General features: G+C 70.6%; 27 protein-coding genes. 14 read left to right on the top strand and 13 right to left on the bottom strand.

Annotated elements, in window-relative coordinates:
• The first annotated feature begins 28 nt into the window (after nt 1-28).
• From ABZU43_RS10980 to ABZU43_RS10960, 5 genes are all read left to right on the top strand, one after another.
• Entirely contained in the window at nt 29-778 is a 750-nt protein-coding gene (locus ABZU43_RS10980) for an IclR family transcriptional regulator (RefSeq protein WP_355006328.1), read from the top strand.
• Between the two features lie 112 nt (nt 779-890).
• Complete coding sequence (locus ABZU43_RS10975; protein WP_355006327.1) at nt 891-1817, top strand: SDR family NAD(P)-dependent oxidoreductase; 927 nt, start codon at nt 891-893, stop codon at nt 1815-1817.
• Between the two features lie 24 nt (nt 1818-1841).
• Nucleotides 1842-2723 (top strand): amidohydrolase family protein, encoded by an 882-nt coding sequence (locus tag ABZU43_RS10970; protein WP_355006326.1) that lies wholly within the window; start codon nt 1842-1844, stop codon nt 2721-2723.
• Nucleotides 2724-2740: 17 nt separating this feature from the next.
• A complete protein-coding gene (locus ABZU43_RS10965; protein WP_355006325.1) occupies nt 2741-3193 on the top strand; it encodes a MaoC family dehydratase in 453 nt (150 codons plus the stop codon).
• Nucleotides 3194-3254: 61 nt separating this feature from the next.
• The gene (locus ABZU43_RS10960; protein WP_355006324.1) at nt 3255-4781 is read left to right on the top strand and encodes a long-chain fatty acid--CoA ligase; all 1527 of its coding nucleotides are present in this window, start codon (nt 3255-3257) and stop codon (nt 4779-4781) included.
• On the opposite strand, the gene ABZU43_RS10955 is transcribed toward ABZU43_RS10960, so the two are convergent.
• From ABZU43_RS10955 to ABZU43_RS10925, 7 genes are all read right to left on the bottom strand, one after another.
• Entirely contained in the window at nt 4705-5592 is an 888-nt protein-coding gene (locus ABZU43_RS10955) for a PaaX family transcriptional regulator C-terminal domain-containing protein (RefSeq protein WP_355006323.1), read from the bottom strand. The genes ABZU43_RS10960 and ABZU43_RS10955 overlap by 77 nt on opposite strands.
• A 38-nt stretch (nt 5593-5630) precedes the next feature.
• Nucleotides 5631-6443, bottom strand: a complete 813-nt coding sequence (locus ABZU43_RS10950) for an ABC transporter ATP-binding protein (RefSeq protein ID WP_355006322.1) — start codon at nt 6441-6443, stop codon at nt 5631-5633.
• Nucleotides 6436-7260 (bottom strand): ABC transporter permease, encoded by an 825-nt coding sequence (locus ABZU43_RS10945; protein ID WP_355006321.1) that lies wholly within the window; start codon nt 7258-7260, stop codon nt 6436-6438. The genes ABZU43_RS10950 and ABZU43_RS10945 overlap by 8 nt, the downstream gene beginning before the upstream one ends.
• On the bottom strand, nt 7257-8057 hold the full coding sequence (locus ABZU43_RS10940) for an ABC transporter permease (RefSeq protein WP_355006320.1): 801 nt from the start codon (nt 8055-8057) through the stop codon (nt 7257-7259). The genes ABZU43_RS10945 and ABZU43_RS10940 overlap by 4 nt, the downstream gene beginning before the upstream one ends.
• Nucleotides 8058-8126: 69 nt before the next feature.
• Nucleotides 8127-9101, bottom strand: coding sequence for an ABC transporter substrate-binding protein (locus ABZU43_RS10935; protein WP_355006319.1), 975 nt, complete (start codon nt 9099-9101; stop codon nt 8127-8129).
• Nucleotides 9102-9290: 189 nt separating this feature from the next.
• Nucleotides 9291-10472 carry a 4-hydroxybenzoate 3-monooxygenase gene (gene pobA, locus ABZU43_RS10930; RefSeq protein WP_355006318.1) on the bottom strand — a complete coding sequence of 394 codons (1182 nt, stop codon included), beginning with the start codon at nt 10470-10472 and terminating at the stop codon, nt 9291-9293.
• 17 nt (nt 10473-10489) lie between these two features.
• Nucleotides 10490-11950 (bottom strand): benzaldehyde dehydrogenase, encoded by a 1461-nt coding sequence (locus ABZU43_RS10925; RefSeq protein WP_355006317.1) that lies wholly within the window; start codon nt 11948-11950, stop codon nt 10490-10492.
• Nucleotides 11951-12195: 245 nt separating this feature from the next.
• Between ABZU43_RS10925 and ABZU43_RS10920 the strand changes: the two genes are divergently transcribed.
• The 8 genes from ABZU43_RS10920 to ABZU43_RS10885 are packed head-to-tail and all read left to right on the top strand — an operon-like array spanning nt 12196 to nt 18409.
• The gene (locus ABZU43_RS10920) at nt 12196-13014 is read left to right on the top strand and encodes a CoA-transferase (RefSeq protein ID WP_355006316.1); all 819 of its coding nucleotides are present in this window, start codon (nt 12196-12198) and stop codon (nt 13012-13014) included.
• Between the two features lie 27 nt (nt 13015-13041).
• Nucleotides 13042-13812, top strand: coding sequence for a CoA-transferase (locus tag ABZU43_RS10915; protein WP_355006315.1), 771 nt, complete (start codon nt 13042-13044; stop codon nt 13810-13812).
• Nucleotides 13809-14558: a protocatechuate 3,4-dioxygenase subunit beta gene (gene pcaH / locus ABZU43_RS10910; RefSeq protein ID WP_355006314.1), complete on the top strand. Its 750-nt coding sequence runs from the start codon at nt 13809-13811 to the stop codon at nt 14556-14558. Before ABZU43_RS10915 ends, pcaH begins: the two co-directional genes overlap by 4 nt.
• Nucleotides 14551-15123, top strand: coding sequence for a protocatechuate 3,4-dioxygenase subunit alpha (gene pcaG, locus ABZU43_RS10905; protein WP_355006313.1), 573 nt, complete (start codon nt 14551-14553; stop codon nt 15121-15123). The genes pcaH and pcaG overlap by 8 nt, the downstream gene beginning before the upstream one ends.
• A complete protein-coding gene (gene pcaB / locus ABZU43_RS10900) occupies nt 15098-16438 on the top strand; it encodes a 3-carboxy-cis,cis-muconate cycloisomerase (RefSeq protein WP_355006312.1) in 1341 nt (446 codons plus the stop codon). The genes pcaG and pcaB overlap by 26 nt, the downstream gene beginning before the upstream one ends.
• Nucleotides 16435-17214, top strand: coding sequence for a 3-oxoadipate enol-lactonase (pcaD, locus tag ABZU43_RS10895; protein WP_355006311.1), 780 nt, complete (start codon nt 16435-16437; stop codon nt 17212-17214). Before pcaB ends, pcaD begins: the two co-directional genes overlap by 4 nt.
• Nucleotides 17211-17591, top strand: a complete 381-nt coding sequence (gene pcaC, locus ABZU43_RS10890; protein WP_355006310.1) for a 4-carboxymuconolactone decarboxylase — start codon at nt 17211-17213, stop codon at nt 17589-17591. The genes pcaD and pcaC overlap by 4 nt, the downstream gene beginning before the upstream one ends.
• Nucleotides 17588-18409 (top strand): IclR family transcriptional regulator, encoded by an 822-nt coding sequence (locus ABZU43_RS10885; RefSeq protein ID WP_355006309.1) that lies wholly within the window; start codon nt 17588-17590, stop codon nt 18407-18409. Before pcaC ends, ABZU43_RS10885 begins: the two co-directional genes overlap by 4 nt.
• On the opposite strand, the gene ABZU43_RS10880 is transcribed toward ABZU43_RS10885, so the two are convergent.
• The 3 genes from ABZU43_RS10880 to ABZU43_RS10870 form a co-directional block, all read right to left on the bottom strand.
• On the bottom strand, nt 18396-19040 hold the full coding sequence (locus ABZU43_RS10880; RefSeq protein ID WP_355006308.1) for a DUF2306 domain-containing protein: 645 nt from the start codon (nt 19038-19040) through the stop codon (nt 18396-18398). The two genes, ABZU43_RS10885 and ABZU43_RS10880, sit on opposite strands and share 14 nt — an antisense overlap.
• Nucleotides 19041-19138: 98 nt before the next feature.
• Complete coding sequence (locus ABZU43_RS10875; RefSeq protein ID WP_355006307.1) at nt 19139-19801, bottom strand: response regulator transcription factor; 663 nt, start codon at nt 19799-19801, stop codon at nt 19139-19141.
• Complete coding sequence (locus ABZU43_RS10870; protein ID WP_355006306.1) at nt 19798-20946, bottom strand: sensor histidine kinase; 1149 nt, start codon at nt 20944-20946, stop codon at nt 19798-19800. The genes ABZU43_RS10875 and ABZU43_RS10870 overlap by 4 nt, the downstream gene beginning before the upstream one ends.
• A 173-nt stretch (nt 20947-21119) precedes the next feature.
• Here ABZU43_RS10870 and ABZU43_RS10865 point away from each other — a divergent pair, with 173 nt between their 5' ends.
• Nucleotides 21120-22385 (top strand): prolyl oligopeptidase family serine peptidase, encoded by a 1266-nt coding sequence (locus tag ABZU43_RS10865; protein ID WP_355006305.1) that lies wholly within the window; start codon nt 21120-21122, stop codon nt 22383-22385.
• Between the two features lie 52 nt (nt 22386-22437).
• On the opposite strand, the gene ABZU43_RS10860 is transcribed toward ABZU43_RS10865, so the two are convergent.
• The 3 genes from ABZU43_RS10860 to ABZU43_RS10850 form a co-directional block, all read right to left on the bottom strand.
• On the bottom strand, nt 22438-22962 hold the full coding sequence (locus tag ABZU43_RS10860) for a hypothetical protein (protein ID WP_355006304.1): 525 nt from the start codon (nt 22960-22962) through the stop codon (nt 22438-22440).
• A gap of 119 nt (nt 22963-23081) precedes the next feature.
• Complete coding sequence (locus tag ABZU43_RS10855) at nt 23082-24662, bottom strand: RICIN domain-containing protein (RefSeq protein WP_355006463.1); 1581 nt, start codon at nt 24660-24662, stop codon at nt 23082-23084.
• Between the two features lie 156 nt (nt 24663-24818).
• Nucleotides 24819-26333 carry a family 43 glycosylhydrolase gene (locus tag ABZU43_RS10850; protein WP_355006303.1) on the bottom strand — a complete coding sequence of 505 codons (1515 nt, stop codon included), beginning with the start codon at nt 26331-26333 and terminating at the stop codon, nt 24819-24821.
• Nucleotides 26334-26413 lie beyond the last annotated feature (80 nt).

The following is a 26413-nucleotide window of genomic DNA, read 5'->3' as shown; positions in this document are numbered from 1 at the left end:
GTCCGGCGCGGGCGGGGATGATGACGGGGTGCGCGCAGAGCCGGGACGGTCGGTGACGAGCAAGGTGCTGGCGCTGCTCGACGCGTTCAGCCCGGCCACCCCGGCGTTGACATTGAGCGAGATGGCCCGCCGCACCGGGCTGCCCCTGCCCACCGTGCACCGTCGGGCCGCCGAACTTCTCGCGTGGGGGGCGCTGGAACGTGGCGACGACGGGCGGTACCGGATCGGTCTGCGGCTGTGGGAGGTGGGCTCGCTCGCCCCGAGGGGCCTGGGGTTGCGGGAGCTGGCCCTGCCGGTCATGGAGGACCTGTACGAGGTGACCCACGAGAACGTCCAACTCGCCGTCCGGCAGGACCTCGAACTCGTCTTCATCGAACGGATCGCCGGGCGTCACGCGGTGCCGGTGCTCACCCGGGTGGGGGGTCGTTTCGCGCTGCACGCCACCGGCGTCGGGCTGGTCCTGCTCGCCCATGCGCCCGCCGAGGTTCAGGAGCAGGTGCTGGCCGCGCCGCTGGAGCGGTACACCGACATGACCATCACCGACCCGAGACGGCTGCGTAGCTGCCTCGCGGAGGTGCGCCGGATCGGGTACGCGGTCAGCGACCGCCAGGTCACGATGGACGCCCTCTCGGTGGCCGCACCGATCCGCGTACCGGAGGGTGTGGTGGCGGCGATCTCGCTGGTGGTCGCCCAGGACCGGGCGGACCCGGTGGCGTTGGCCCCGCTGGTCCAGGCCGCCGGCCGGGTGGTCTCCCGGGCGCTGAACAACTCCGTCTGATGTAGACATACTGCAAATCGTTGACGCCCGATCAAAATCTGCATTACGTTGCCCGTGCGCGTGTCACTCCCCACCTTCGTGCGCGGATCGGCATCGACGAAAGCGAGCACCCATGTCACTGGACAGCAAGGTTGCCATCGTCACCGGAGCCGGGCGGGGCCTCGGCCTGGCCTACGCCCAGGAGCTGGCGCGGCGGGGCGCCTCGATAGTGGTCAACGACGTCGACGCCGGAGCTGCCGCCGACGCGGTGGCGGCGATCCAGTCATCCGGCGGTCGGGCCGTCGCGGTGGTGGCACCGGTCGGTCCGACCGAGACCGCCAAGGAGCTCGTCAGCACGGCGGTCGAGCACTTCGGACGGCTGGACATCCTCGTCACCAACGCCGGCGTCCTGCGCGACACGGTGCTGTGGAAGATGAGCGACGACGACTTCGACACCGTCATCAACGTGCACCTGCGCGGCACGTTCACCACGGTGCGCGAGGCGGTGCAGCACATGCGGCAGGCCGGCGAGGGCGGCCGGATCATCTGCGTCGGGTCACCCACCGGACAGCGGGGTACCTTCGGCCAGACCAACTACGCGGCCGCCAAGGCGGGCATCGTCGGCATGGTCCGTACCTGGGCGCTCGAGCTCAAGCGGGCCGGCATCACCGCCAACACCGTTGTTCCGGTCGCCGCGACCGCGATGACCGCCACCGTCCCCTACTTCGCCGCGGCGGTACGGGCCGAGGCGAACGGCGAGCCGATGCCCGCGTTCTTCCGACACGGCCTGGGGTTCGGCACGGCGGACGACGCGGCCGGGCTCGTCGCGTTCCTCGGCTCCGACGCGGCGGCCTCGGTGACCGGGCAGGTGATCGGTGTGGGAGGGGACCGCCTCCAGATCTGGACCCATCCGGAGGCGGCGCTGACCGCCCACCGCGAGGGCGGCTGGACGTACGAGGCGCTCGTGGACGCCTGGCCGACGACGTTCGTCGGCGCCGAGCAGAGCGTCGGCGAACGCTTCCCGGAACTCCCCGAGGAGTTCGAGCCAGCGACGTCCTGACCCGCCCCGACGAAGGTTGGCCCCATGTACCAGCCCGCGATCGACCTCGACACCGTCACGGCGATCGACATGCACGTGCACATCGAGGTCGACGACCACTGTCACACCTCACTACCCGAACCGCTGGTGGCGGCGGCGTCGGCGTACTTCAAGACGGACGGCCCACGGCCGGCGGTCGGCGCGGTGGCCCAGTACTACCGCGAGCGGAGCATGGCGGCCGTCGTCTTCACTGTGGACGCGCGTACCCAACTGAAGCACCAGCCACTGTCGAGCGCCGACATCGCCCGTGCGGCGGCAGAGCACGCCGACGTGCTGATCCCGTTCGGGTCTGTCGACCCGCGCACAGGCCCGGCCGCCCTCGACCTCGCCGCCCGACTGATCGAGGAGGAAGGCGTACGAGGCTTCAAGTTCCACCCCACAGTGCAGGGCTTCGACCCCAGCCACGACGAGTACGCGCCGATGTGGGGCCTGCTTGAGCGGGCCGGCGTCCCGGCGCTCTTCCACACCGGGCAGACCGGCATCGGCGCCGGCACCCCGGGCGGTTACGGCCTGCGGCTCGGCCTGTCGAATCCGATCCTGCTCGACCCGATCGCGGCCGACTTCCCCGACCTTCAGATCATCATGGCCCACCCGTCGGTGCCCTGGCAGGACGAGGCGTTGTCGGTGGCCACGCACAAGCACAACACCTGGATCGACCTGTCCGGCTGGAGCCCGAAGTACTTCCCGGCCGAGTTGGTGCGTCACGCCAACTCGGTGCTGAAGCGACGGGTGCTCTTCGGCACCGACTACCCCCTGCTCACCCCCGACCGGTGGCTGCGCGACGTGCAAGCGACCGATCTCAAGCCGGACGTGCTCCCGGGCATCCTCAAGGACAACGCGGCCCGCCTGCTGGGCCTTGCCCGGTGACGACGAGAGGAAGCGCCATGACGACGACCATCACCTACGAGCGGCTGGGCGACCTCGCCGGCACCGATCTCGGCTACACCGGGTACCGCACTGTCACCCAGGACCAGGTCGACCTGTTCGCGGACGCGACGGACGACCACCAGTGGATCCACGTCGACCCCGAACGGGCGAGGACCGGGCCGTTCGGCGCGCCGATCGCGCACGGCTTCCTCACCCTCTCCCTGGCCGTTCCGTTCTGGACCGAGCTGCTTGAGGTCAAGGGTGTGACCACGAAGGTCAACTACGGCCTCGACAAGGTGCGCTTCCCCGCGCCGGTCGTGGTCGGGGCGCGGGTACGCATGCGGGCCACAGTCGTCGAGGTCGTCGAGGTGCGCGGCGGCTACCAGATCGCCGTCGACCAGACGATCGAGATCGAGGGCGGCGCCAAGCCGGCGGTCGTCGCGCGAGGGTTGTACCGCTTCTACGCCTGAGGCCCGGGGGCATCCGACGAGCCGGGCGAGCACACCACCTCCACCCCCCGGGAGAATGATGATGCAGCAGCACGGAATTGGCGCCTGGGTGACCAAGCGCCGGCTGAAGTCCCCGGACCAGGTCGCGATCATCCACGGCGACCGGCCGCCCATGACGTACGGACAGTTCGCCGACGCCGCGGACCGGATCGCGGCGGTGCTGCGGGAGCGAGGCGTCGGTAGGGGTGAGTGCGTCGCCTACCTGGGCGAGAACAGCCCCGAGCTCCTCCTGGTGATGTTCGGGGCGGCGCAGGTCGGGGCCGTCTTCGTGCCGATCAACACCCGGCTCGCCGCACCCGAGATCGTGGCCGTCCTCGCCGACTGCGGCGCGCGGGTGCTGATCCACGACCCGGACTTCGCGGCGCTGGTGGCCTCCGCCGCGCCGACCGCCCGGACCCCGTACGTCATCGTCAACGGTGAGGGCACCGCGGACCGGCACGGGCTTGCCCGCCTGGCGCGGGCCGCCGTCTCCCCGTTCACCGGCCGGGTCGACACCGCCCACGAGGACCCGGCGGCGATCGTCTACACCTCGGGCACGACCGGCCGGGCCAAGGGTGCCGTGCTGACCCACGGCAACCTCACCTGGGTGGCGCTCAACTGTGTGGTCGACTACGACGTCGTCTCCACTGACGTCGCGCTCATGATCTCGCCGCTGTTCCACGTCGCGTCGCTCGGGATGGGTGCCCTGCCCGTCATCCTCAAGGGCGCCACGATGGTGATCGAGAAGGGCTTCGAGCCGGGCCGCGCGCTCGCGCAGATCGAGCGGCACGGGGTGACCATGCTCAGCGGCGTGCCGACCACGTACCAGCTCATGGCCGACCATCCCGCCTGGGCGTCGACCGACCTGTCCACGCTGACGAAGCTCACCTGCGGAGGTTCGGCGGTGCCGGCCCGCATCCTCAACGCGTACGAGGCGCGGGGCCTGTCGTTCTCGCAGGGTTACGGCATGACCGAGGCCGCGCCGGGCGCGACCGCGTTGCCGCCGACGATGACCCGCGTCAAGCAGGGCAGTGTCGGTCTGCCGCACTTCTTCACCGATGTGCGGATCACCGATGCGGCCGGTGCGGTGGTGCCCACCGGCGCTGTCGGTGAGATCGAGGTGGCCGGGCCCAACGTCTTCCCCGGCTATCACGGCCTTGCGCAGGCGACCGCCGAGGCGTTCACGGCCGACGGGTGGTTCCGCTCCGGCGACCTCGGACACCTGGACGCCGACGGCTACCTCTACATCTCCGGCCGACTCAAGGACATGATCATCTCGGGGGGCGAGAACATCTACCCGCTCGAACTCGAACAGCTGCTCACCGAGGTCGACGGGGTGACCTCGGCGGCGGTCATCGGCGTGCCGGACGAGCGTTGGGGTGAGGTGCCGTGGGCGATCGTGACCGTACGGGAGGGGGCGTCGGTGGACACCGCCACCGTCCGGGCGTGCCTGGACGGCAGGATCGCCCGCTACAAGCTCCCGAAGAACGTGGTCATCGTGGATGAGCTGCCGCGGACGGCGTCGGGGAAGGTGCGGAAGGCCGATCTGAGGACCCGATTCGGCTCCTAGCGGCGGGCCGGGCCGCGACGAGTTCGGCGAACTCCGCCGCTGACGCCTCGGCCAGCTTCTCGTGCGTCCGGCGGTAGGTTTCCACCGATCTCGTGGCGGGCCATTCGTCGTCCATGAACTCGGCCGGCAGCCTCGGGTCGGTGCGCAGCAGCGCGAGCCAGTCCGCCACCAGCATCGTCCGTACGGTGAGGGCGCTCGGTGCCATCGCCGTCGCGGACGGGGCGTCCCACACGTCGATGAAGGCCAGGTGGGCGCGCCGGATCGCCTCGATGTCCCACGCGGCGCGTACGCTCTCGCCGATCGGGAACCCGGCGAGTTCGCGGGCGTGAAAGGCGACCACGGTATTGGGCGCGAGGTCCTGCCGCAGCGGCTCCAACGAGCCGGCGAGGTCGACCTCGCCAGGCGCGAGCCAGAGCCCGTCCCGGATCGGCGCGAAGCCCTCCCAGATGAGGGTTGAGCGCAGTCGGTGCCGCAGCATCCGCTGGCCCTCCGGGATCGAGAAGGTGACAAGGGTCCACCCGTTGCCCTGTGGGTCGAACGGCCGCGGCCCGCGAACGCGGTACGTCGCCTCGCGCAACACCGCGACCCCGTGCTCGGTCAGCGAGAACAGCGTCTCCCGGCCGCTCCTGCTGCGGGCGAGGATGCCGCTGTGCACGAGTCGGTCCAGGGTCGCGCGGGTGGCCGGCGCGGCGACGTCGGCGCCCTCCAGCACGTTGATCAGGACGCTCGCCCGGATCGGTCCCGTGTCACCGTCGACGACGTGCTCCCCGAAGAACGCGAGCAACAACTGCTTCGGCTGACGACTACCCACAGCCCTTCCCTTCGGCGAACTCGTTGGTTGGCCGCCGATCACCGCGCGGATCGCGGGGCCACTGCCTGCCCGCGCTTGGCCCGCTGGATCTGGTCGTAGACGTGCGTCCGCAGTTCCGTGAAACGGGGCAGAGCGCGGGTCGTGATCTGATCGCGCTCCGGCGGCAGGTCGATCGCGAGGTCCTCCTGGACCCAGGTCGGCGACGTGGACAATACTAGAACCCGCTGACCGAGATACACCGACTCGTCGATGTCGTGGGTGACGAAGACAACCGAGATGGTCCGGCTGGCGTGCAGCTCGCGGACCAGGTCCTCCAGGTCGGCCCGGGTCTGCGCGTCCACGGCGGCGAACGGTTCGTCCATGATCAGGACGTCGGGCTGGTAGGCGATGGCCCGCGCGATCGCCACGCGCTGTTGCATCCCCCCGGAGAGCTGCCACGGGTGGCTCAGCGCGGCGTGCCCGAGACCCACCGCCTCAAGAGCGTCGACGACCAGCTTGTTTCGGGCATCGCGGTTGAGCCTCTTGTGCCGCAGTGGAAGCTCGACGTTTCCGCGCACCGTCAGCCAGGGGTAGAGGCTGCGACCGTACTCCTGGAACACGACCGCCATGGCCGGGCTGGGCCCGGTCACCGCAGAGCCGTCCATCTCGACCAGGCCGCTGGTGGGCCGCAGCAGGCCGGCGAGGCATTTCAGCAGGGTGGTCTTGCCGCAACCGGACGGCCCGACGATGCAGACGAGCTCACCGGCGTCCATCGTGAAGCTGATGTCCCCGATCGCCTCGACGTTGCCCGTGGTGGACTCGTAGACCTTCCGCAGGTGCTCCACCAGCAGCAGACTGCTCCGATCAGGCACGGTTGACCTCCCTGACTCCGTGGTACCAGCGCAGAACGCGCTGTTCGACGAGACCGAAAGCTACGGCGAGGAGAACGCCGACGAGACCGAGGAGGAGGATGCCGCTCCACATCTCGGCGATCAGGTAGTTGCGCTGGAAGTAGGCGATCCGGTAGCCGAGGCCGGAGGAGGAGGCGAACATCTCGGAGATGACCATCAGGATCAGCGCGACCGAGAGGGCCTGACGAACCCCGGCCATGATCCGTGGGCTGGCAGCTGGGAGTACGAGGAACCAGAGCCGCTCCCACCAGGAGACCTGGAACGACTCCGCGGTCTCCTTCATGACGCTGTCGGTTCCCCGGACACCCTCGATCGTGTTCAACAGGATCGGCCAGACCGCGCCGGAGACGATCACGACCACCTTCATGGTGTCGGTGATTCCGAGCAGGAGCATCACCACCGGAATCAGCACCGGCGGCGGGATGGCCCGGAGGAACTCCAGTAGCGGTTCGAGGAGTTCCCGCAACCAGGGGGTCAGCCCGATGACGGTGCCGGCGCCGATGCCGAGCACTATCGACGCGGCGACACCGAGGCCGAGGCGGGCGAGGCTCGGCAGGACGTCCTCGACGAAGGCCGGACCGACCCAGGTCTCCCGAAAGGCTCTGGCGATCGCCAACGGGTCGGGGAAGAACCGGTTCGTCGCCCTCGTCGCCGCCAGGCCCCAGACCACCAGCAGCATCGTCGGCAGGCCCAGTGGGTAGAGGATGCTCGCCGCGATCCGGGTTCCGACCGTCCGGCTGCGTGCCGTGGTGGCGATCCGCCCGGGGTACGTGGTCACAGCGCCTCCTCTCCTCGTACGGACTGGTGCCAGGACAGCACCCGACGCTCGATGAACCGGAAGACGATGTTCACCATGAGCCCGAGCAGGCCGGTGACCACGACCAGCGCGTACAGGCCGGCGGCGTCTCCGGCGGACCGGGACAGCTCGATCATGCGCCCGAGACCGGGGTTGCCGATCACCATCTCCGCGGTGATGGCGAGGATGAGCGCGACCGCCGCCGCGAGCCGCAGGCCGGTCATGAGGTACGGCAGGGTGGTCGGCAGGACGAGGTGCGACAACTGTTCCCGCCGACTCAGACCGAAACTGCGGGCGGTGTCGCGAGCCACCGAGTCGACGTCGGCGACGCCGTAGATGACCTGCACGAACACCTGCCAGAACGACGCGTAGATGATGATGACGAGGGCGGCCTGCCGCTGGATGCCGAACATCAGCACGGCGAGCGGGATGAGGGCGACCGACGGGATCGGTCGCAGGAACTCGACCATGGTGTGGGTCGCGCGCCGTAGGAACGGCACCAGCCCGACGACCGTGCCGAGGACGACGGCGGCGACCGTCGCCACCGTCAGGCCGATCGCCCAGGACGTCATGGTGCTGCCCAGCCGCCGCCAGAACGCGAGGTCGACGAGTTGCTCGACAAGCCGCGCCAGCACGTCGGTCACGTACGGCAGGTAGAGCGGGTTGATCAGGCCCAGCGTCGGGATCAGCTGCCAGACGACGAGGAACGCGGTCAGGCCGACGACGCCCAGCATCGCTTTGCGTAACGCGCGTAGGCGTCGGGTGGGAAACACGCGCATGTCACTCCCGTCGTCAGGCGGGCGACGAGGCCCTCCCCGCTGGGGCCAGGGAGGGCGGGATCGCGCCGGCTACTGCTGCTGGATGAGACGGTCGAGGTTGGGTTGCCTGTCGAGCACCTTGTACTTCTGCGCGAGCTCGGCGAGCGTCTGGAGGCTCGACCGGTCGACCTCCCAACCGAAGGCCGGTAGCCGCACCGACTCGGCCACCGGTGGGGGCAGCTGAAGGTTGTCCTTGATGGCCTGCCGAAGCGCCGCCTCGTTGGCGGGGGCCTTGGCCCACTCCAACGTCTTCTTCATCGCCGCCGTGAAGTCCTCGACCAGCTTGGCGTCCTTCTCCGTGCGTTCCCTGGTGGTGATGGTGGTGAGCGTGGTCAGGCCGGGCACCACCGCCTGGTAGGGGGCGACGATGAAGGTGTCGCCGCGGGTCTTCAACTGGGTGACGAAGGGCTCCGGCACCCAGGCGGCGTCGATGTTGCCGGATTCGAGTTGGGCCGGGGCGTCCGGAAAGGCGACCTCGACGAACTTGATTCTCGACGGGTCGCCACCGTCCTTCTCGACCGCCGCCATGATCGTCACATCGCCGGCGGCGCCCAGGCTGTTGACCGAGACCCGCTTGCCCGCGAGGTCGGCCGGCCGCTTGATGCCTGACTTCGCCGAGGCCACCACGGCGTTGATGTCGTCGCCGTCGGCGTACGAGGAGGCGTAGTTGCCGATGATGACGACGCCGAGATCCCGCAGGTCGGCCCGGAACGGCCCGAAGGGCTGGCCGATGGCGAAGTCGATGTCGCCGTTCAGGAGCGCGGGAATGGCCTGCGCGCCGCCCTGGGCGGGCAGCACCTCGACCTGGAGGCCGCGCTCGGCGAAGACGCCGGCCTTGATGCCGCCCCACAGCGCGGCGGTCTCGGTGATGGGCAGCGCCGCGACCCGGACCTTGCGCAGGTCGCCCGAGGTCTGTTCGGACGGGTTGGAGGCGTCGGAGTCGGTGCATCCGGTGAGGGCGATCGCGGTGACGGCGATCAGCCCGAGAGCCATGACCTTCTTCATGGACGAGGCCCTTCCTGGGCGGGGGTGGTGGGTGCCTCGGATTTTCAGGTGACCAACGGCGGCGCGGGGGCGCACTTCGCTGTGTTGGCCATGGTCAGTCACCCCGGCATTGAAAGTCAATAATTTCTGACGCCCGTCAGAAATAAGTTGAACAACGCTCTGCTGTGGTGACGTCTCGCACGCTCGCGTTCAGACCTCGGGCAGGCCCACGTAGTTCTCGGACAGGCTCGCGGCGTACGTCTCAGAGGTGGCGACGTACCTCAGCGTGGCGGTCTGGAGCTTCGTCTCGTACGGGTCGTCGCGCTCCAGCCGGTGCAGCATTGAGGTCATCCACCAGGAGAAGTGCTGGGCCCGCCAGACCCGACGTAACGCCGTGGCCGAGTAGGCCTCCAGCAGATCTGTGCTGCCCCTGTCGTACCAGGCGGCGAAGGCATCCCCCAGCAGCGCGACGTCAGCGAGGGCGAGGTTCATCCCCTTCGCGCCGGTCGGTGGGACGATGTGCACGGCGTCCCCGGCCAGGAACAGCCGCTCCCACTGCATCGGCTCGACAACGAAACTGCGCATCGGGGTGATGGACTTCTCCAGGATCGGTCCCTCGTTGAGCGACCATCCCGGCACCGTCTCCAACCGTGCCCGCAGCTCCGTCCAGATCCGCTCGTCCGGCCATGCGGCGATGTCCTCGTCGGGCGCGACCTGTAGGTACAGCCGAGAGATCTCGGGGGAGCGCATGCTGTAGAGGGCGAAGCCACGCTCGTGGTTGGCGTAGATGAGTTCGTCCACCGCCGGCGGTGCGGCGGCGAGGACGCCCAACCAGGCAAACGGGTACACCCGCTCGTAGGTGGTCAGCACCCCTTCGGGCACCGCGCCGCGGCTCACCCCGTGGAACCCGTCGCAGCCCGCCACGAAGTCGCAGCGCAGCTCCTGGACCTTCCCGTCGCGTCGAAAGTGGACAACCGGGGAGTCCGAGTCCAGCCGGTCCAGGCGTACCGCCTCGGTCTCGAAGAGGATCGAGCCACCGGCCGCGAGCCGGGCGGCGATCAGGTCCTTGACCACCTCCTGCTGTCCGTAGACGGTGATCGCCCGCCCGGTCAGGTCTGCCATCGGCACCCGGTGCGACTCCCCGGCGAAGCGCAGCTCGATGCCCTCGTGGCGCAGTCCCTCCCGTTGCAGCCGCTCGCCGACGCCGTTGCGGCAGAGCAGGTCGACCGAGCCCTGTTCGAGGACGCCCGCCCGGAGCCGGTGCTCGACGTGGTCGCGGCTGCGGCTCTCCAGCACCACGGACTCGATTCCGCGCAGGTGCAACAGGTGCGACAGCATGAGCCCCGCCGGCCCGGCGCCGACGATGCCGACCTGGGTACACAATCCCGGCATGCCCGATCCTCCCGGTGTCAGAACGGGTACCGCGTGATGGCGCCGCGCACGGTGAGCCACTGGGTCTCGGTGAACGCCTCGACGTTCGCCGCGGGCCCGCCGAACCGGGAGCCGGTACCGGACGCTCCCACCCCACCGAACGGCGCCACCGCCTCGTCGTTCACCGTCTGGTCGTTGATGTGCACGATGCCGCTGGGGATCCGGTCGGCGAGGGCCATCGCCCTCATCACGTCTCGGCTCAAGATGCCCAGCGACAGGCCGTACTCGGTCTGGCGGGCCAACTCGACGGCCTCGTCCTGGTCGGCAAAGGTGATCACCGGGGCGACCGGGCCGAAGACCTCCTGGGCGTACGCCGGGGTCGCGGGGGTGACGTCAGTGAGCACCGTCGGCCGGTAGAACAGTCCCTCGTACGTGCCCCCGGCGGCCAGCCGGGCACCGGCGTCGACGCTCGCGGTGACCAGTGCGTGGATCTTGTCGCGCTGGTGCTCGTCGATGATCGGCCCGAGCGCCACCTGCTCCTTCGCCGGGTCGCCGACCGGCAGGTGGTTCGCCTTCTCCGCCAGCCGCTCGACGTAGCGCTCGGACAGACTCTCGTGGACCAGGTGTCGGCCGGTGGTCATGCAGATCTGACCCTGGTGCAGGAAGGACCCCCACGCGCCGGCGGAGACAGCGAGGTCCAGGTCGGCGTCGTCGAGGACGATCAGCGCCGAGTTGCCACCGAGTTCGAGGTGCGAACGTTTGAGGTGGCGTGCCGCCGCCTCACCGACCTTGCGGCCGGCAGCGGTCGAGCCGGTGAAGCTGATCACCCGTACGTTCGGGTCGGCCACCAGCGCCTCGCCGGCCTCCACCCCGCCGGGAAGGACGTGCAGCAACCCTTCGGGCAGGCCGGCCTCCTCGAAGACCCGGGCGATCGCGACGCCACCGCAGACTGCGGTGCGCGGGTCGGGCTTGAGCACCACGGCGTTGCCCAGCGCCAGGGCCGGGGCCACTGAACGGGTGGCCAGGATGAGCGGGAAGTTGAACGGCGCGATGACCCCGACGACGCCGACGGGCAACCGGCGGGCCAGGCTGAGCCGCGGTTGCGCGCTCGGGATGATCTCGCCCAGCGGGTGCGAGGCCAGCGCCGACGCCTCGTAGCATTCCTGCGCGGCGGCGGCGATCTCGACGCGGGCCTTGGATGGGATGGACCCGGACTCCCGCACGATCCAGTCGGCGATCTCGGTGGCGTGCCGCTCGAACAGTTGCCCGGCCCGGCGCAGCACCGCGGCCCGCACGGCGTAGCCGGTGGCGGCCCAGGCGCGTTGGGCGGTGGCGGCGCGGGCGCAGGCGCGCGTCACGTCCTCGGCGTTCGCCACGCCGACCTGGCCGATCTCCTCCCCGGTGGCGGGGGATCGCACGGGCGCCGTGCCGCCGGCGGGTTTCACCCAGCCGTCGCTGTGCAGGGTGCCCTGCCAGGTCGTGGCGTCCAGCAGTGTCATGGCGGTCCTCCTCGGAGGCGTTCGCGTACCGAACGGCCGTTCTCTGCTTGAACGTTGGCACGTGGCCCGGCTCGCGTCAACGCATCGGCCGACGTGACTGCCGAACACAGTGGACGGCCCCGGTCGTGCCCGGCCAACCTGTCGTTGACGGATGTCGTCCTCCGTCGTACGTTCGATATGAGTACGGCAGTCCGCATGGCGAACAGCTGGCGGCAGCGCGGATGTCGCAGGATGCGGGGAGGCCCATGGCGAAGCTCGTCTCGCTTGCCGACGGCGTGGCGCACCTGGTCCGCGACGGTGACGTGGTGGCCCTGGAAGGGTTCACGCACCTCATCCCGTTCGCCGCGGGTCACGAGATGATCCGCCAGGGACGGCAGGAGCTGACCCTCGTGCGGATGACCCCCGACGTCATCTACGACCAGCTCATCGGCGCGGGTTGCGCCCGCCGCCTGGTCTTCTCCTGGGGCGGCAACCCGGGCGTCGGGTCGCTGCACCGCTTCCGGGACGCCGTGCAGCACGCCTGGCCGCGTCCGCTCGAGCTGGAGGAGCACAGCCACGCGGGCATGGCGAACCGGTACGTCGCCGGGGCGTCCGGGCTGCCGTTCGCCGTCCTGCGCGGCTACACAGGCACCGACCTGCCCGGGCACACGACGAACATCAGGCCCATCACCTGCCCCTTCACCGGCGAGACGCTCACCGCCGTCCCCGCCCTGCGTCCCGACGTGACTGTGGTGCACGCCCAGCGCGCCGACCGTGACGGCAACGTGCAGATGTGGGGCATCACCGGGGTGCAGAAGGAAGCCGTGCTCGCCGCCCACCGGTCCCTGGTCACCGTCGAGGAGATCGTGGACGAGTTGGAACCCGTACCCGGGCAGGTGGTCCTGCCTGGTTGGGCGGTCACCGCGGTGGCCGAGGTGCCCGGCGGCGCGCACCCCTCCTACGCCCACGGCTACTCGGTACGGGACAACGACTTCTACCGGGACTGGGACGCCGTCAGCCGGCACCGCGACACCTTCCGCGCCTGGCTGGACGAGCACGTGCACACGGCCGGGGCGGCGGCATGAGTCAGCGCGGCGAGCGGGGGGAACGCGATGGCTGACTGGACCGCCGACGAGATGATGATTGTCGCCGCCGCCCGCCAACTGCGCGACGGCACCGCCTGCTTCGTGGGGATCGGGTTGCCCAGCACCGCGGCGAATCTCGCCCGGGTGACCCACGCCCCGAACCTGGTGCTCATCTACGAATCGGGGTGCCTCGGCGCGAAGCCAGACCGGCTACCGCTCTCCATCGGGGACGCGGTCCTCGCCGAATCGGCTGACGCTGTGGTGTCGGTGCCCGAGGTGTTCAACTACTGGCTCCAGCCGGGCCGGATCGACGTGGGCTTCCTCGGGGCGGCGCAGCTCGACCGGTACGGCAACATCAACACCACTGTCGTCGGCGGTGACTACGCCGCCCCGAAGGTCCGGCTGCCCGGCGCCGGTGGCGCCCCGGAGATCGCCGCCTCCTGCGGGGAGGTCGTGGTGATCGTCCGGCAGGACCTCCGGACGTTCACCGAACGGGTCGACTTCGTCACCTCGGTCGGCTACGGAACCGGCCCGGGCGACCGGGAGCGACTCGGCCTGCGTGGCGCCGGCCCCCGCGTGGTGATCACCGATCTCGGCGTCCTCGAACCCGACCCGGTGACCTGCGAGCTCACGCTGACCCGCCTGCACCCCGGCGTGACCCGGGAGCAGGCGCGGGCGGCCACCGGCTGGGACCTCGCCGTCGCCGACGGGCTGACCACCGGTGAACCCCCGACGGCGCGGGAGCTCGTGGCGCTGCGGGCACTGGAGGCGACGAAGTCCGACGGGAGACGACGATGACCACACAGGACGCCGGGGCAGACAGGCGCCTCGTGCTACCGCGGTACCGGCGCGACGACGTCGACGTCCACCCACCACTGCTCAGCCCCGGCTACGGGTCGACAGTGACGCGGGCGCCGCGACACCCGCTGATCCACCTGCCGCAGCGGCTGACCGAGGTCACCGGACCGCTACTGGGGGAGGGACGGCTCGGGGCGCTCGACCACGACCTGACCCGCCAGCACGACGGCGAGCCGCAGGGACAACGGATCATCGTGCACGGGCGTGTTCGTGACGGTGACGGTCGACCCGTGCCGCGCACGCTTGTCGAGATCTGGCAGGCCAACGCCGCCGGCCGGTACCGCGACGCCCGGGACACCTGGCCGGCCCCGCTCGACCCGTACTTCGAGGGGGTGGGCCGGGCGCTCACCGACGACCAGGGGCGGTACCGGTTCATCACAGTGCGGCCCGGCGCCTACCCCTGGCGCAACCACGACAACGCCTGGCGGCCGGCGCACATCCACTTCTCCCTCTTCGGCCGCGCGTTCACCCAGCGGCTGGTCACGCAGATGTACTTCCCGGGCGACCCGCTCTTCTTCCAGGACCCGATCTTCAACTCGGTCCCTGACCCGAAGGCACGGGAACGGATGATCGCCCGGTACGACCACGCGACCACCGCACCGGAGTGGGCACTGGCGTACGAGTTCGACATCGTGCTGCGCGGTCGGGAAGGCACCCCCTTCGAGGACGAGGACGACGATGACTGAGCAGTTGGGCGTCATGCCCGCGCAGACCGTCGGGCCGTACCTGCACATCGGCCTCCGCTGGCCCGACGGCCCGTACGTCGTACCCGAGGGCACGCCGGGCGCGTTCTGGATCAGGGGGCGGGTCTTCGACGGCACCGGAACGCCGGTGGTCGACGCGATGGTGGAGAGCTGGCAGGCCGACCCGGACGGCTGGTTCGACCATCCGGACGACCCACGGGGTGCCCGGCCGCCCGCGCTCCCGGGCTTCCGCGGATTCGGTCGGAGCGAGACCGACGGGCAGGGGTGGTACCGGCTGTTGACCGTCAAGCCGGGTTCGCTGCCCGAGCCGGACGGCGGCACCGAGGCCCCCCACCTGACCCTGTCGGTCTTCGGGCGTGGGCTGCTGCACCGCCTCGTCACGCGGCTCTACTTCCCCGACGAGCCGGCGGCGAACGCCGCCGACCCCGTGCTGCGCATCGTCGACGCCGACCGCCTCGACACCCTGCTGGCGAGTCCCGCCCCGGACGGGTTCCGGTTCGACATCCACCTGCAGGGCGACCATGAGACCGTCTTCTTCGCCGTCTGACGGTCTGCTCGGCGGCCTCTCCGGCGTTCCGGACGTCGACGCGGAACTCAGCGACCCGTCAGTGCTTCAGGCGATGCTCGACGTGGAGGCTGCACTCGCCCGGGCTGCGGCGGACGCCGGCATCCTGCCCCCGCCGGCGGCCACGGCGATCGTCGAGCAGTGCCGCGCCGAGCGGTACGACCCGGGAGCGCTCGGCCGGGCGGCCGACGCCACGGGCAACCCGGTCGTCCCACTGGTGGGTGAGCTGACCGCCGCCGTGCCGAAGGAGGCCCGAGCCTGGGTGCACTTCGGAGCGACCAGCCAGGATGTCCTGGACACCGCGCTGGTCCTGGTGGCCGTGCGGGCGCTCGGGCCGCTGCTGCGTCACCTCGACGCCGCCGTGGACGCCGCCGCCCAGCTGGCCGACGCGCACCGGGACACCGTTATGGTCGCCCGGACCCTCGGGCAGCAGGCGGCGCCCACCACGTTCGGGCTCAAGGCCGCCGGCTGGTTGACCGGGCTGGTCGAGACCCGGGACCGACTGCGTCAGACCCGCACCGCACAGCCTGCGCAACTTGGTGGCGCGGTCGGCACCCTGGCCGCGTACGGGCCGGCCGGCGCCGAGGTCGCCGAGCGGTTCGCGGCGCACCTGGGCCTCCCACCGAGCCCGCTGCCCTGGCACACCCGTCGCCAGCCCTGGCTCGACCTGGCCGCCGCCCTCGGCGGGTTGCTCGTCGCCGCCGGTAAGGTCGCCCTCGACGTCGGGTTGCTTGCCCAGAACGAGGTGGGCGAGGTCGCCGAAGGCGGTGCCGGACGCGGCGGTTCCTCGGCAATGCCGCACAAGCGCAACCCCGTGGACTCGGTGCTCCTCACCGCCGCGGCGCGACGCGGCCCGGGTCTCGTCGCCACCCTGTTCGCCACGGCGGTGCAGGAGCACGAGCGGGCCGCGGGCGCGTGGCACGCCGAGTGGGAGCCCCTGCTGGAGCTGCTGCACGTGGCCGGCGGTGCCTCCGCCCGGTGCGCCCGGACGCTGCACGGCCTACAGGTCCGTCCGAACAGGATGCGGGAGAACCTCGACGCTACCGGCGGCCTGCTGCTCGCCGAGGCCGTGGCCGCGCGACTGGCGCCCGCTGTCGGTCGCGGCGTCGCACACGACCTCGTGGCCCGCGCTGCCTCCAAGCCCTCGTTCCGCGCCGCGCTGCTCGCCGACCCCGAGGTGCGCGCCCACCTGTCCGACACGGAGATAGCCGAGGCGCTCGACCCGCGCCGCTGGCTCGGCTCGGCTGGCCGGTTCGTCGACAATGCGCTGGCCGCCGCCCGAGGAGTGGGCCGATGACGTCCCGATTGCATCTCACAGTCGACGGCCCGGCCGCCGCGCCGGTGCTGCTGCTCGGCAGTTCCCTGGGCACCGCCGCCGCCCTGTGGGAACCCCAGGTCCCGGCGCTCGCCCAACGGTTCCGAGTCATCCGGTACGACCACCTCGGCCACGGGCGTTCCGCCGTGCCGCCCGGGCCGTACACGCTGGACCTGCTGGGCCGGGAACTGCTGCGGACGCTGGACGACCTCGACGTGCAGTGGGTCCACTACGCGGGGCTGTCCCTCGGCGGCATGGTGGGCATGTGGCTCGCCGCGTACGCGCCGGACCGGGTGCGGCGGCTGGCGCTGCTCTGCACGTCGGCGTCGCTCGGCCCACCGGAGCAGTGGCGGGAGCGAGCCGCCACGGTACTCACCGGCGGGATGTCGGCGATCGCCGACGCGGTGGTGGCCCGCTGGTTCACCCCGGCCTTCGCCACGGCCCGGCCGGAGGTGGTCGCCACCCACCGCGCCATGCTGACCGCGAACGCGCCGACCGGATACGCCGCCTGCTGCGAGGCGATCGCCAGCATGGACCTCCGACCTGACCTCGGCCGGGTCGTCGCGCCGACGCTCGTCATCGCGGGAGCGGACGACACGGCCACCCCGGTGGCGCACGCCCGCGAGATCGTCGAGCGCATCCCGCGGGCCCGGCTGGCCGTGGTCGACGCGGCGGCGCACCTGGCCAACGTCGAGCAACCCGAGCAGGTGTGCCGACTCCTGTTGGAACACTTCCACGAGGGACGGGGTGACGGGTGAACGACCACGAGCGGCACCAGGCGGGCATGGCGGTGCGACGACAGGTGCTGGGTGACGCACACGTGGACCGCGCGGTCGCCGGCACCGACAAGTTCACCGCCGACTTCCAGGACTTCATCACCCGCTACGCCTGGGGCGAGGTGTGGAGCAGGCCGGGCCTCGACCGGCGAACCCGTAGCTGCATCACCCTCGCCGTGCTCGCCACCCTGCACCACGACGAGGAGTTGGCGATGCATGTCCGGGCCGCGTTGCGCAACGGACTCAGCCCGGAGGAGGTGGCGGAGGTCCTGCTCCAGGTCGGCGTCTACGCTGGTGTACCGGCGGCGAACCGGGCGTTCAAGGTGGCCCGGGAGACCCTGCGGCAGGAGGCCGGGTGAGCGTGAGCGAGGAGGCGACGAGGTCGCCGGAGTTCGTTCAGTCGCTGGAGCGCGGCCTCGCGGTGATCCGGGCGTTCGACGCCGACCACCCGCAGCTCACGCTCAGCGACGTGGCCAGACGCACCGGGCTGACCCGGGCCGCGGCGCGCCGGTTCCTGCTCACCCTTGTCGAGCTGGGGTACGTGCACACCGACGGTCGGCTCTTCTCGCTGCGGGCACGGATCCTCGAACTCGGCTACGCGTACCTGTCGAGCCTGAGCCTGCCCGAGCTCGCCCAGCGGCACATGGAGGCGCTCGTCGCGCTGGTGCACGAGTCCTGTTCGGTGTCGGTGCTCGACGGCGACGAGGTGGTCTACGTCGCCCGCGTGCCCACCAAGCGGATCATGACGGTGGGGATCAGCGTCGGGACGCGCTTCCCCGCGTACGCCACCTCCATGGGTCGGGTGCTGCTCGCCGCGCAACCGGCGGACTGGCTGGACGACTACCTCGCCACCGCGCAGCTGCGTCCGCTGACCCGGCGCACCGTCACCGACCCGGCGAAGCTGCGCACCGTCCTGACGAAGATCGCCGCTCAGGGGTACGCCATCGTGGACCAGGAGCTGGAGGAGGGCCTGCGCTCCGTGGCCGCGCCGATCCACGGCGAGAACGGGTCGGTGATCGCCGCGGTGAACGTCTCCGCGCACGCCACCCGGGGGTCCTTCGAGATGATCCGTCGGGAGCTGCTCCCGCCGCTGCTGGCCGCCGCGAAGCGGATCGAGGAGGACATCCGGGGCGGCTTGAGCCGGTCACCGACGGCCGGCGGGCTCAGCTCAGCTTGAGGGCCGGCGCGGTGACGACCCGCGCCGGACGGCGCAGGTACCACTCAGCCACCGCAAGGTTGATCACCCAACCGGCGACCACAAGGCCGGCCCGCAGGTTCCCGTCGGGCTGTTCCCCGGTCGCGATCAGGTACGGCGCGTGGGTGAACGCCTGCGTGCCTGCGCCGAGGCCGATCGCGTAGCCGCGCACCATCCACCTGCGGTGTAGGGCGATGTCCCGGCGCAGCGCGGCGGCGAGACCGAGCAGGATCGAGCCGGCCATGGCCGAGCCGAAGACGAGCCGCATACCGGCGAGCACGTCGTTGTCGTGGGCCGGCAGGTCGTACGCGACGGCCATCCACAGGCCGGTGAACGCCACCGCCAGCCCGCAGGGGACGAGCACCCGGCCGGCACGGCGGTGCCAGGAGTGGCGGCGCAGCCGGGGCACGAACTGGAACGCGCCGAGGATCGTGTAGACCACCGCGCCGACGATGTGCAGCACCACCGGCAGCGGATCGGCGACGAAGCGGGCGTTGGCCGGGGTGACCTCCGGTCCGCTGCCCAACTCGGTGAGCCGTCCCGCGCCAGCGAGCATCGGTATCAGGCCCAGCAGGATCAACGCGGCCGGTAGCCGCCACTCGCGGATCGTCATGCCACCGATGGTGGACGCCGTACCCGCCCCCGCTCATCGGCACAAGGGCCGCGATCGGGTCGGCCCATGGTCGGACGCCGTCGTCGTACTTCCGTCGCTCACCAGTGCCGTCGGCTGCGGTTGGTCTCGTACGCCCACATCGCCACCTCGACCCGGTTACGCACCCCCAGCTTGGTCATCAGGCTGGTGACGTGCGACTTGACGGTGCTCAACGTGATGTAGAGCTCGTCGGCGATCTCCTTGTTGGTGCGCCCCCGCGCGACGGCCACCAGGACCTGTTCCTCCCGGTCGGTGAGCGCCTCGACGGGCTGCGTGCGCGGCGCGGCCGGATCCGCCTCGGCGAACGCCTTCAACAGCCGCGTGGTGACGCTCGGCGCGATCAGCGCGTCCCCGTTCGCGGCGGCGTGCACCGCCTGGCTCAGCAGGGCGGGACCGGCCTCCTTGAGCAGGAAGCCGCGGGCGCCGGCCCGTAATGCCGCGTACACGTACTCGTCGAGGTCGAAGGTCGTGATGACGACCACCGCGAGCGGGTCCGGGACCGTTGGCCCGGCGAGCGCCCGGGTGGCCTCGATGCCGTCCATGTCCGGCATCCGAATGTCGAACAGACACACGTCGGGGCGGAGCCGCCGGGCGAGCGCGACCGCCTGCCGGCCGTCACAGGCCCCAGCGATGACCTCGATGCCGGGCTGTGTGTTCAGGATGATGGTGAGCCCGGTACGGACGATCTCCTGGTCGTCCGCCACGAGCACGCGAACCGTCACCTGCCGACCCCCTCGCGCGGCAGCACTGCCGTGACGGTCCACCCACGGCCCGGGTTGGGGCCGGCCTCGCAGGTGCCGCCGAGCAGATCGGCACGCTCCATCATGCCCACCAGGCCGAAACCGGGTGAGCCGGCCGGACGGGAGGTGCCGGCCTCACCGTCGTCGCTGACCCGTAGGCGCACGGACGTGTCGTCGGCAGCGACGCTGACCTCGATGCGGGTGGCGTGGCGGGCGTGGCGTCGGGCGTTGGTGACCGACTCCTGGGCGAGGCGGTAGAGCGCGGAGCCCACAGTGGGCGGAATATCGCCGAGGTCGCCGTACAGTTCCACGTCGACGGTCGGCCCGGTGCGGAACTGCCCGGCGAGCCGCCCGATGTCGGCGACCTGCGGGTTGGGCCCCAGGTCGGCCGGCTCGTCGCGCCGCAGGACGCGAACCATCGACCGCATCTCGGCAAGCGCACGGGACGCCTCGGCCTCGATGGTGTGCAGCGCCTCGACGGCGGCACCCGGCTGGCCCGCCGACGCGGCGATGCCGGCCTGGGCGCGGATCGCCATCGCCGACACGTGGTGCGCCACAGTGTCGTGCAGGTCACGGGCGAGCCGCTCCCGCTCCAACAGCTTCACCTGATCGAGTTCGCGCAGCCGGGCGGCGGCGCGGAAGCGGATCGCGACACCCAGCGTGGCGGCGGCGAACATCACCGCGAAGCCGGCGACCAGCTCGCCACCGTCGACCGACCCGACCAGACCGGCGGTGGTCACCTTGGCCACCACGAAGAACGAGCCGAGCACGGCATCCCGGCCGGAACCCCAGCGGAACAGCGCGTGGACCAGGACGACCAGGAAGCTCGCCGTGAACAGTTGGCACGGATCGCCGGGCAGCACGAACGGGGCGACGGTCGTGCAGCCGAACGCGATCACCACCATCGCGAGCGGCGCGGTGCGCCGCCACAGGAGCGTGGGCAGCAGCGCGAGCGCGACGACGGCGCAGCCCACCCGCCAGGGCAGATCAGGTCGGAAGACTGCTTCCACCACGATCGCCGGCCCGAGGACGGCGACCACCGCCCAGTCGCGCCACACCCGGGACGGGGCGGGGGAGACACGCGGCTCGGCCAACACCGCGTGCAGGCGAGGGTGCATGGGACTCATCGTACGAACGGTGGTGCGACTTCAGATCGTCCCAAAGTACGACTCGGGTGGCCTTGTTGCTGGTGGATCAGGCGGGGTGGAGTCCAGTGCCCGCACCGGTTGCCAGCTGATCTCCACCGAGTTACGTTGAGATGTCATCGACGCTCGTCTAATTTGTGAGGTACGGGGGCCGCATGTCCACGCCTGTCACTCGTCGCACCGTTCTGGCCGGAGGGGCCGGTGCCGCCATCGGCCTGGCTCTGCCCGGCGTCGCCGCCCACGCCGGTGGCCAGCATCCCACCAGCGTGAGCTTCACCCTCGACGCGAGAACGCTCGACGGTGGTGAGCAGGTCACCTCGGTCACCCTCGACACCGCCCGGCTCGGGCCGATCGATCCGGCCGGGCTGACTCCCGGCACGTTCAGCGTGCATGCCAAGGCCACCAGCCCGATCCCGATCGCCCCCGGCGACCTGATCTTCAGCGAGTACGACCTGGACCGCACGGTGACCGCCGCCCGGCTCGACCGGCACGGCAACATCGTGCTGGAGCTGAGCCACGCCGAGGGTCAACCCGGCGGTGGCACCCTCGGCTACATCCTGAGCAGGGGCCGCAACGTCCGGCTGGACCTCGTCTACACCATCACCCAGAACACCCCGATCGTCCGACGCCACGGCTCGCCGCTCACCATCACGCGCTTCGTGCAGGGGCGGCTGTCCAACCCCGAGGTCGACGCCTTCAGCCACCACGTCTCGGGTTCGGGTATGAAGTACCGGCTCTACTCTCCCGACCACTCGCCCCGGCACGGTAGGCGGCCGCTGATCCTCTGGCTGCACGGTGGCGGCGAGGGCGCCTCGCTGCCGGACGGCTACTACGACAACGAGACCACGCTGCGCGCCAACCGGGGCGCACTCGGCTTCGCCACCCCGCAGGCCCAGCGGATCTTCTCCGGCGCGTACGTCGTCGCTCCGCAGAGCACCTCCTACTGGATGGAGGACGGCCCCCGCTTCGCCCCGCTGATCCGCGAGATCGTCCAGGACCTCGTCCGCCGCAAGCATGTTGATCCGGACCGGATCTACGTGGTCGGGTGCAGCAACGGTGGCTACATGTCACTGGAGATGACAGTCGCCTACCCCGACCTGTTCGCCGCGTCGGTGCCGATCTGCGGCATCGTCGAGCCGCTCAGCGGGGAGGGCCCGCCGCTGATCACCGACGCGGAGCTGGCGCAGATCCAGACTCCGACCTGGCTGGTCACCTCGCTCGACGACGACACGGTGCCGCCCGAGACCAACACGATCCACGCCCACGACCTCATCCCGGGATCACTGGTCAGCCTGTACGACCACGTCGTCTGGAACGGCTACCAGTTCCCCGGCCACTGGTCCTGGATCTACGTGGCCCGCAACGACCCGAGCCTCAACGGCACCCACATCTGGCAGTGGATGGCCCGTCGTCGTCGGTGATCTGCCGTCCAGGGTCGTGCCAGCCGGTGCCGGTGGCACCGGCTGGCGTCGATCACCGGTTGCGGCGTAGTTCGCGCAACACGCCGTGCCGGCGCAGGGCCCAGGCGAGGCGCCGGACGCTCGGGTGCCGCACGAACAGCACCGCCGCCCGGCGGACCAGACCGAACCGCTCCTCGCTCAGCTGGTTCTCGATCGCCTGCCAGATCAGCTCGCGCACCTTGGCGCTGGCCAGCACCGCCCGCACCTCACGCCGCACCGCAGGATCCTCGGCCGCCGAGGCGATGGCGGCAGCCTGACCCGGCCGGTCCGCCAGCGGCTCCACCGCCGCCGCGACGAGCGGCCTGCGCACGTCGTCCTGCTCCAGCAGCAGCAACACCGCTTCGCGAATCTCGACAGTGTCCAGGGCGGAGCGCAGCAGGCTCAGCAGGCTGCGTTCCACCTCGTGGTCATGGTCCGGAACGGACAGCGTGGCCAGCAGCACCGCGATCTCATCGAGATCGACGACGTGTCGCACCCCGGTGCGGAACTCCGGCAACTCCCACGCGACCTGCAGAGCCTTGACGAGATTGCGGTTCATGGGCCATCGCTACCCGCAAGCGCCAGCGGGCGAAACCCCGCCACCGGCCCGGGCCGGCGCACCGACCACGATCTGGCTCGGAGCGGCCGCCCCGATCCGGGCGGCCACTCCGCACCGGGTCAACACCAGGTCAGCGTCGAGTTCACCCGGGTGACGTTGCTGATCGTGTTGTTCGCCCCGCCGCAGGGGCTCTGGGTGATGTTGGTGCCGCTGACTGTCAGATTCTGGAACCGGATGCCAGAGGAGATCGGGAATTCGCTCCGGGCCGCGATCCGTACCTCGCCGCCGCCCGTCACCGTCCCGGAAACCCCGGCGATGACGACGTTGTAGCAGTTCTCCACCAGGATCGCGTTGTTCCCCGTGTTGGAGATCGTCACCCGGTCGATGACAGCGCCACCGGACTCGGACACGCAGAAGATCCCCCGGCCACCACCGGACGCGAGCACGGTCCCGACCCGGATGTTGGTCGGATACGAGTTGCCCACCCGGCCGTTGCGGTTGGCCATTCGGAACGCCGCGTACCCGGTTCCGGCCCCGGCGCCCTGCGCGTCGACAGTGCCCACCGTGGCGTTGATCGTGTCATTGAGCAGCAGACCGGAATCCCGGGTGTTCCTCGCGGTGACAGTGCCGATCGTCAGACCGTCCACGCCGTACGTCTCCACCCCGTGGGTGCCGGTCCCCGACACGTACACGGTGTCGATGCGGATGTTGCGCACCTTGACCGCTCGATCTCCCCCGTGGTTGTCGATGCGTACGCCCAGACCGCCGGAGAGCCGCATGTCGATCTGCCCGAGGGTCAGGTTGTTCACGTTGCGCATGAAGATTCCGTACAACGGCGAACCGGTCAGCGTGAGGTTCTGCACCTCGACGTCGGTGGTTCCCCGCGAGTACACCGGTGCCTGGTCACCCGAGCCCGACCCGGTCACGTTGATCGTGCCGCACACGGCCAGGGTCGTGTACGACGGCAGCGACAACCGCGAGCCCGCACTCATCGAGCCGGAGCCGCGAACCACCACCCGCTGCTTCGACGGACGACCCGCCGAGAGCGAGTTGACCGCCGCCTGCATCGCCGACAGCATGTCCGAACCCGAGTAGACCGTCGACGAGCCGTTGCGGGCCGTCCAGGTGCTCCCACTCAGTACGGCCTCGGCGTTCGTCGACCCGCTGCCACAGCCGGTGGTCGGCGGCGTGCTGACACCTCCCACCGCGACCAGCTGCCACTGCTGATTAGTCCCGTTCAGATCGGCGTACTGGCTGATCCGACCGCCGTCGGCGGTGGACCGCTCCCAGACCTCAAGCGCCTTCGCCGAGTGGCGGTTGATCAGCCGGACGTGGCCGCCGTCGGAGTCGAGAACCTGGAACTGCTGGTTGGTGCCGTTGACATCGGACCACTGGCGGTACTCGGCGCCGTCGGCGGTGTTCCACTCCCAGAGGTCGACGACCTTGCCGCTGTGCCGGGCCTTGAGGCGGTAGTAGCCGCTGCCGGAGGAGACGAACTGGAACTGTTGCCACGCGCCGTCGTTACGGGACCACTGCTGGATCACCGCGCCGTCCGCCGTCGAGGTGTCCCGGACGTCGAGGACCTTGCCGCTGTTCCGGTTGACCAGGACGTAGTAGGCGTTGGTGTCGATGTTCGCCGCCGCTGCCGGCGGTGCGCCGACCAGAACGGCACCGGCGGCGCCGACCAGCGTGGTGATCATGGCGAGCACCAGGCCCGTACGCCGGCCGCGACGGAACGACCCACCGCCGGACGGTCTTCTCGTGCTGCTGAAGGGCATCGCTCCTCCTGGCTGGAATGGGCTCCGGGCGAACCGGAACGGGTGTCGACGACCGTGGGCACCTCGACCTGTGAGCGGTTACTCAAGGTGGAAGGTGGCCGAGGCGCGTTCGGCGCTCGAACCGACGGCCTCGATGTAGAGCAGTCCGTCGCGGTGGCGCACGTGGCGGCCCGGGAAGTTCTGCGACTCCAGGGAGATCCCGGCGCTGTCGGCGAGGCCGGCTTGACGGCGGAAGCTCGCGTCGCCGCCGAACAGCGCGGAGCCGTCGCTCTTCTCCACGTACAGGGCGTAGCCCCGGTGGCGTAGGTAGTAACCGGGAAAGTTGGTCGACTCCAGCGACACCGAACCGCCGCCGGCGAGACCGCTGACGATGCGGAACTGAGAGTCGGCCAGGTTTGTCACGTTCGGCTCGACCCGCGCCCGGTAGTCGTAGTGCCGGATGTAGCTGCTGGCCTGGTCGTGTGACCGCAGCCGCACCGGCGTGGCCCCGTCGGGCACCGGGATGCCGAAGTTCGGGGTGCCGTCGGCGTTCCAGTACACCTTTTGTAGCCGGGTACGTCGGTTCGGGTCGTTGAGCGGATCGCCGGTGATGTCGCGGTAGTTCCGGTCGTGGTAGACGAGGATGTCGCTCTGTCCGTCCTCGGAGACGGTGAACGAGTTGTGGCCGGGGCCGTACTGGCTGGTGGCCGTGTTGCTGGCGAACACCGGGCTGGGGCTCTTGCTCCAGGAGGCGGCGTCGAGCAGGTTCGCGCTGGCGGAGGCGCTCAGCATCCCGAGGCAGTAGTTGGCGTCCGTGGCGCTGGCCGAGTAGGTCAGGAAGATCCGGCCGTTCCGTTGGATCACCGCCGGTCCCTCGGCAACCCGGTAGCCGCGGGTCTCCCAGTCGTACGTCGGGACGACGAGCCGGGTCACGGTGCCGGTGATCTGCCACGGGTTGGCGCCCATCCGGGCGAGGTAGACGTTGGAGTTGTTTCCGATGGCCGGCTCCTGCTGGGCCCAGGTCAGATAGCGCACCCCGTTGGCGACGAAGGTCGAGGCGTCCAGGCTGAAGGTGTCCCAGGGTGTGGTGATCCGGCCGCGTTCGGTCCACGAACCGGTCAACGGATTGGCGTTGGCGTTCTCCAACACGTACATCCGGATCCGCCACACGTCGTCGGTCCGGCCCGCGGCGAAGTAGACGTACCACCGGTTGTTGATGAAGTGGATCTCTGGCGCCCAGATGTGGGCGCCCATCTCTCCGCTGGTGTGGCGGCTCCAGATCGTCGTCTCCGCCGCCGTTGCCAACCCTTGCAGGGTGGTGGCCCGGCGCAGCACGATCCGGTCGTACTGTGGCACCGTCGCGGTCAGGTAGTAGTAGCCGTCGGTGTGCCGGAAGATGTGCGGGTCGGCCCGCTGGTTCACCAGCGGGTTGGTGTAGTTGACGGCGGGCGCGGCGTGCGCGGGCGCGGCCGCGGGCAGGCCGGCCGACACGGACAGCACCACCAGGACCGCGGCCAGCAGCGACCGCACCCGCCGAGGGACGCCGTGGCCGGCAGGCCCCCGGTGGACGGCCTGACGGGTGTTCGGGTCGGTTCGACGGGACGGCAGCGGCATCTGTCCTCCGCGAGCTTGGGATGGCCATTCACCAGCACCTTCAGCACCGCGGCGATGCCGTAGCCGATCCGGCCGACGCC

It is taken from the genome of Micromonospora sp. NPDC005205, assembly GCF_040608275.1.
Lineage (GTDB): Bacteria > Actinomycetota > Actinomycetes > Mycobacteriales > Micromonosporaceae > Micromonospora.
The sequence above is the reverse complement of the archived record's forward strand: the minus strand, read 5'-3'. Positions and strand labels throughout refer to the sequence as shown.

Coding starts and splice junctions, on each gene's coding strand:
- ABZU43_RS10975 (WP_355006327.1), top strand. CDS start 891: ATGTCACTGGACAGCAAGGTTGCCATCGTCACCGGAGCCGGGCGGGGC.
- ABZU43_RS10970 (WP_355006326.1), top strand. CDS start 1,842: ATGTACCAGCCCGCGATCGACCTCGACACCGTCACGGCGATCGACATG.
- ABZU43_RS10965 (WP_355006325.1), top strand. CDS start 2,741: ATGACGACGACCATCACCTACGAGCGGCTGGGCGACCTCGCCGGCACC.
- ABZU43_RS10960 (WP_355006324.1), top strand. CDS start 3,255: ATGCAGCAGCACGGAATTGGCGCCTGGGTGACCAAGCGCCGGCTGAAG.
- ABZU43_RS10940 (WP_355006320.1), bottom strand. CDS start 8,057: ATGCGCGTGTTTCCCACCCGACGCCTACGCGCGTTACGCAAAGCGATG.
- ABZU43_RS10935 (WP_355006319.1), bottom strand. CDS start 9,101: ATGAAGAAGGTCATGGCTCTCGGGCTGATCGCCGTCACCGCGATCGCC.
- pobA (WP_355006318.1), bottom strand. CDS start 10,472: ATGCCGGGATTGTGTACCCAGGTCGGCATCGTCGGCGCCGGGCCGGCG.
- ABZU43_RS10925 (WP_355006317.1), bottom strand. CDS start 11,950: ATGACACTGCTGGACGCCACGACCTGGCAGGGCACCCTGCACAGCGAC.
- ABZU43_RS10920 (WP_355006316.1), top strand. CDS start 12,196: ATGGCGAAGCTCGTCTCGCTTGCCGACGGCGTGGCGCACCTGGTCCGC.
- ABZU43_RS10915 (WP_355006315.1), top strand. CDS start 13,042: ATGGCTGACTGGACCGCCGACGAGATGATGATTGTCGCCGCCGCCCGC.
- pcaH (WP_355006314.1), top strand. CDS start 13,809: ATGACCACACAGGACGCCGGGGCAGACAGGCGCCTCGTGCTACCGCGG.
- pcaG (WP_355006313.1), top strand. CDS start 14,551: ATGACTGAGCAGTTGGGCGTCATGCCCGCGCAGACCGTCGGGCCGTAC.
- pcaB (WP_355006312.1), top strand. CDS start 15,098: ATGAGACCGTCTTCTTCGCCGTCTGACGGTCTGCTCGGCGGCCTCTCC.
- pcaD (WP_355006311.1), top strand. CDS start 16,435: ATGACGTCCCGATTGCATCTCACAGTCGACGGCCCGGCCGCCGCGCCG.
- ABZU43_RS10880 (WP_355006308.1), bottom strand. CDS start 19,040: ATGACGATCCGCGAGTGGCGGCTACCGGCCGCGTTGATCCTGCTGGGC.
- ABZU43_RS10870 (WP_355006306.1), bottom strand. CDS start 20,946: ATGAGTCCCATGCACCCTCGCCTGCACGCGGTGTTGGCCGAGCCGCGT.
- ABZU43_RS10865 (WP_355006305.1), top strand. CDS start 21,120: ATGTCCACGCCTGTCACTCGTCGCACCGTTCTGGCCGGAGGGGCCGGT.
- ABZU43_RS10860 (WP_355006304.1), bottom strand. CDS start 22,962: ATGAACCGCAATCTCGTCAAGGCTCTGCAGGTCGCGTGGGAGTTGCCG.
- ABZU43_RS10855 (WP_355006463.1), bottom strand. CDS start 24,662: ATGATCACCACGCTGGTCGGCGCCGCCGGTGCCGTTCTGGTCGGCGCA.
- ABZU43_RS10850 (WP_355006303.1), bottom strand. CDS start 26,333: ATGCCGCTGCCGTCCCGTCGAACCGACCCGAACACCCGTCAGGCCGTC.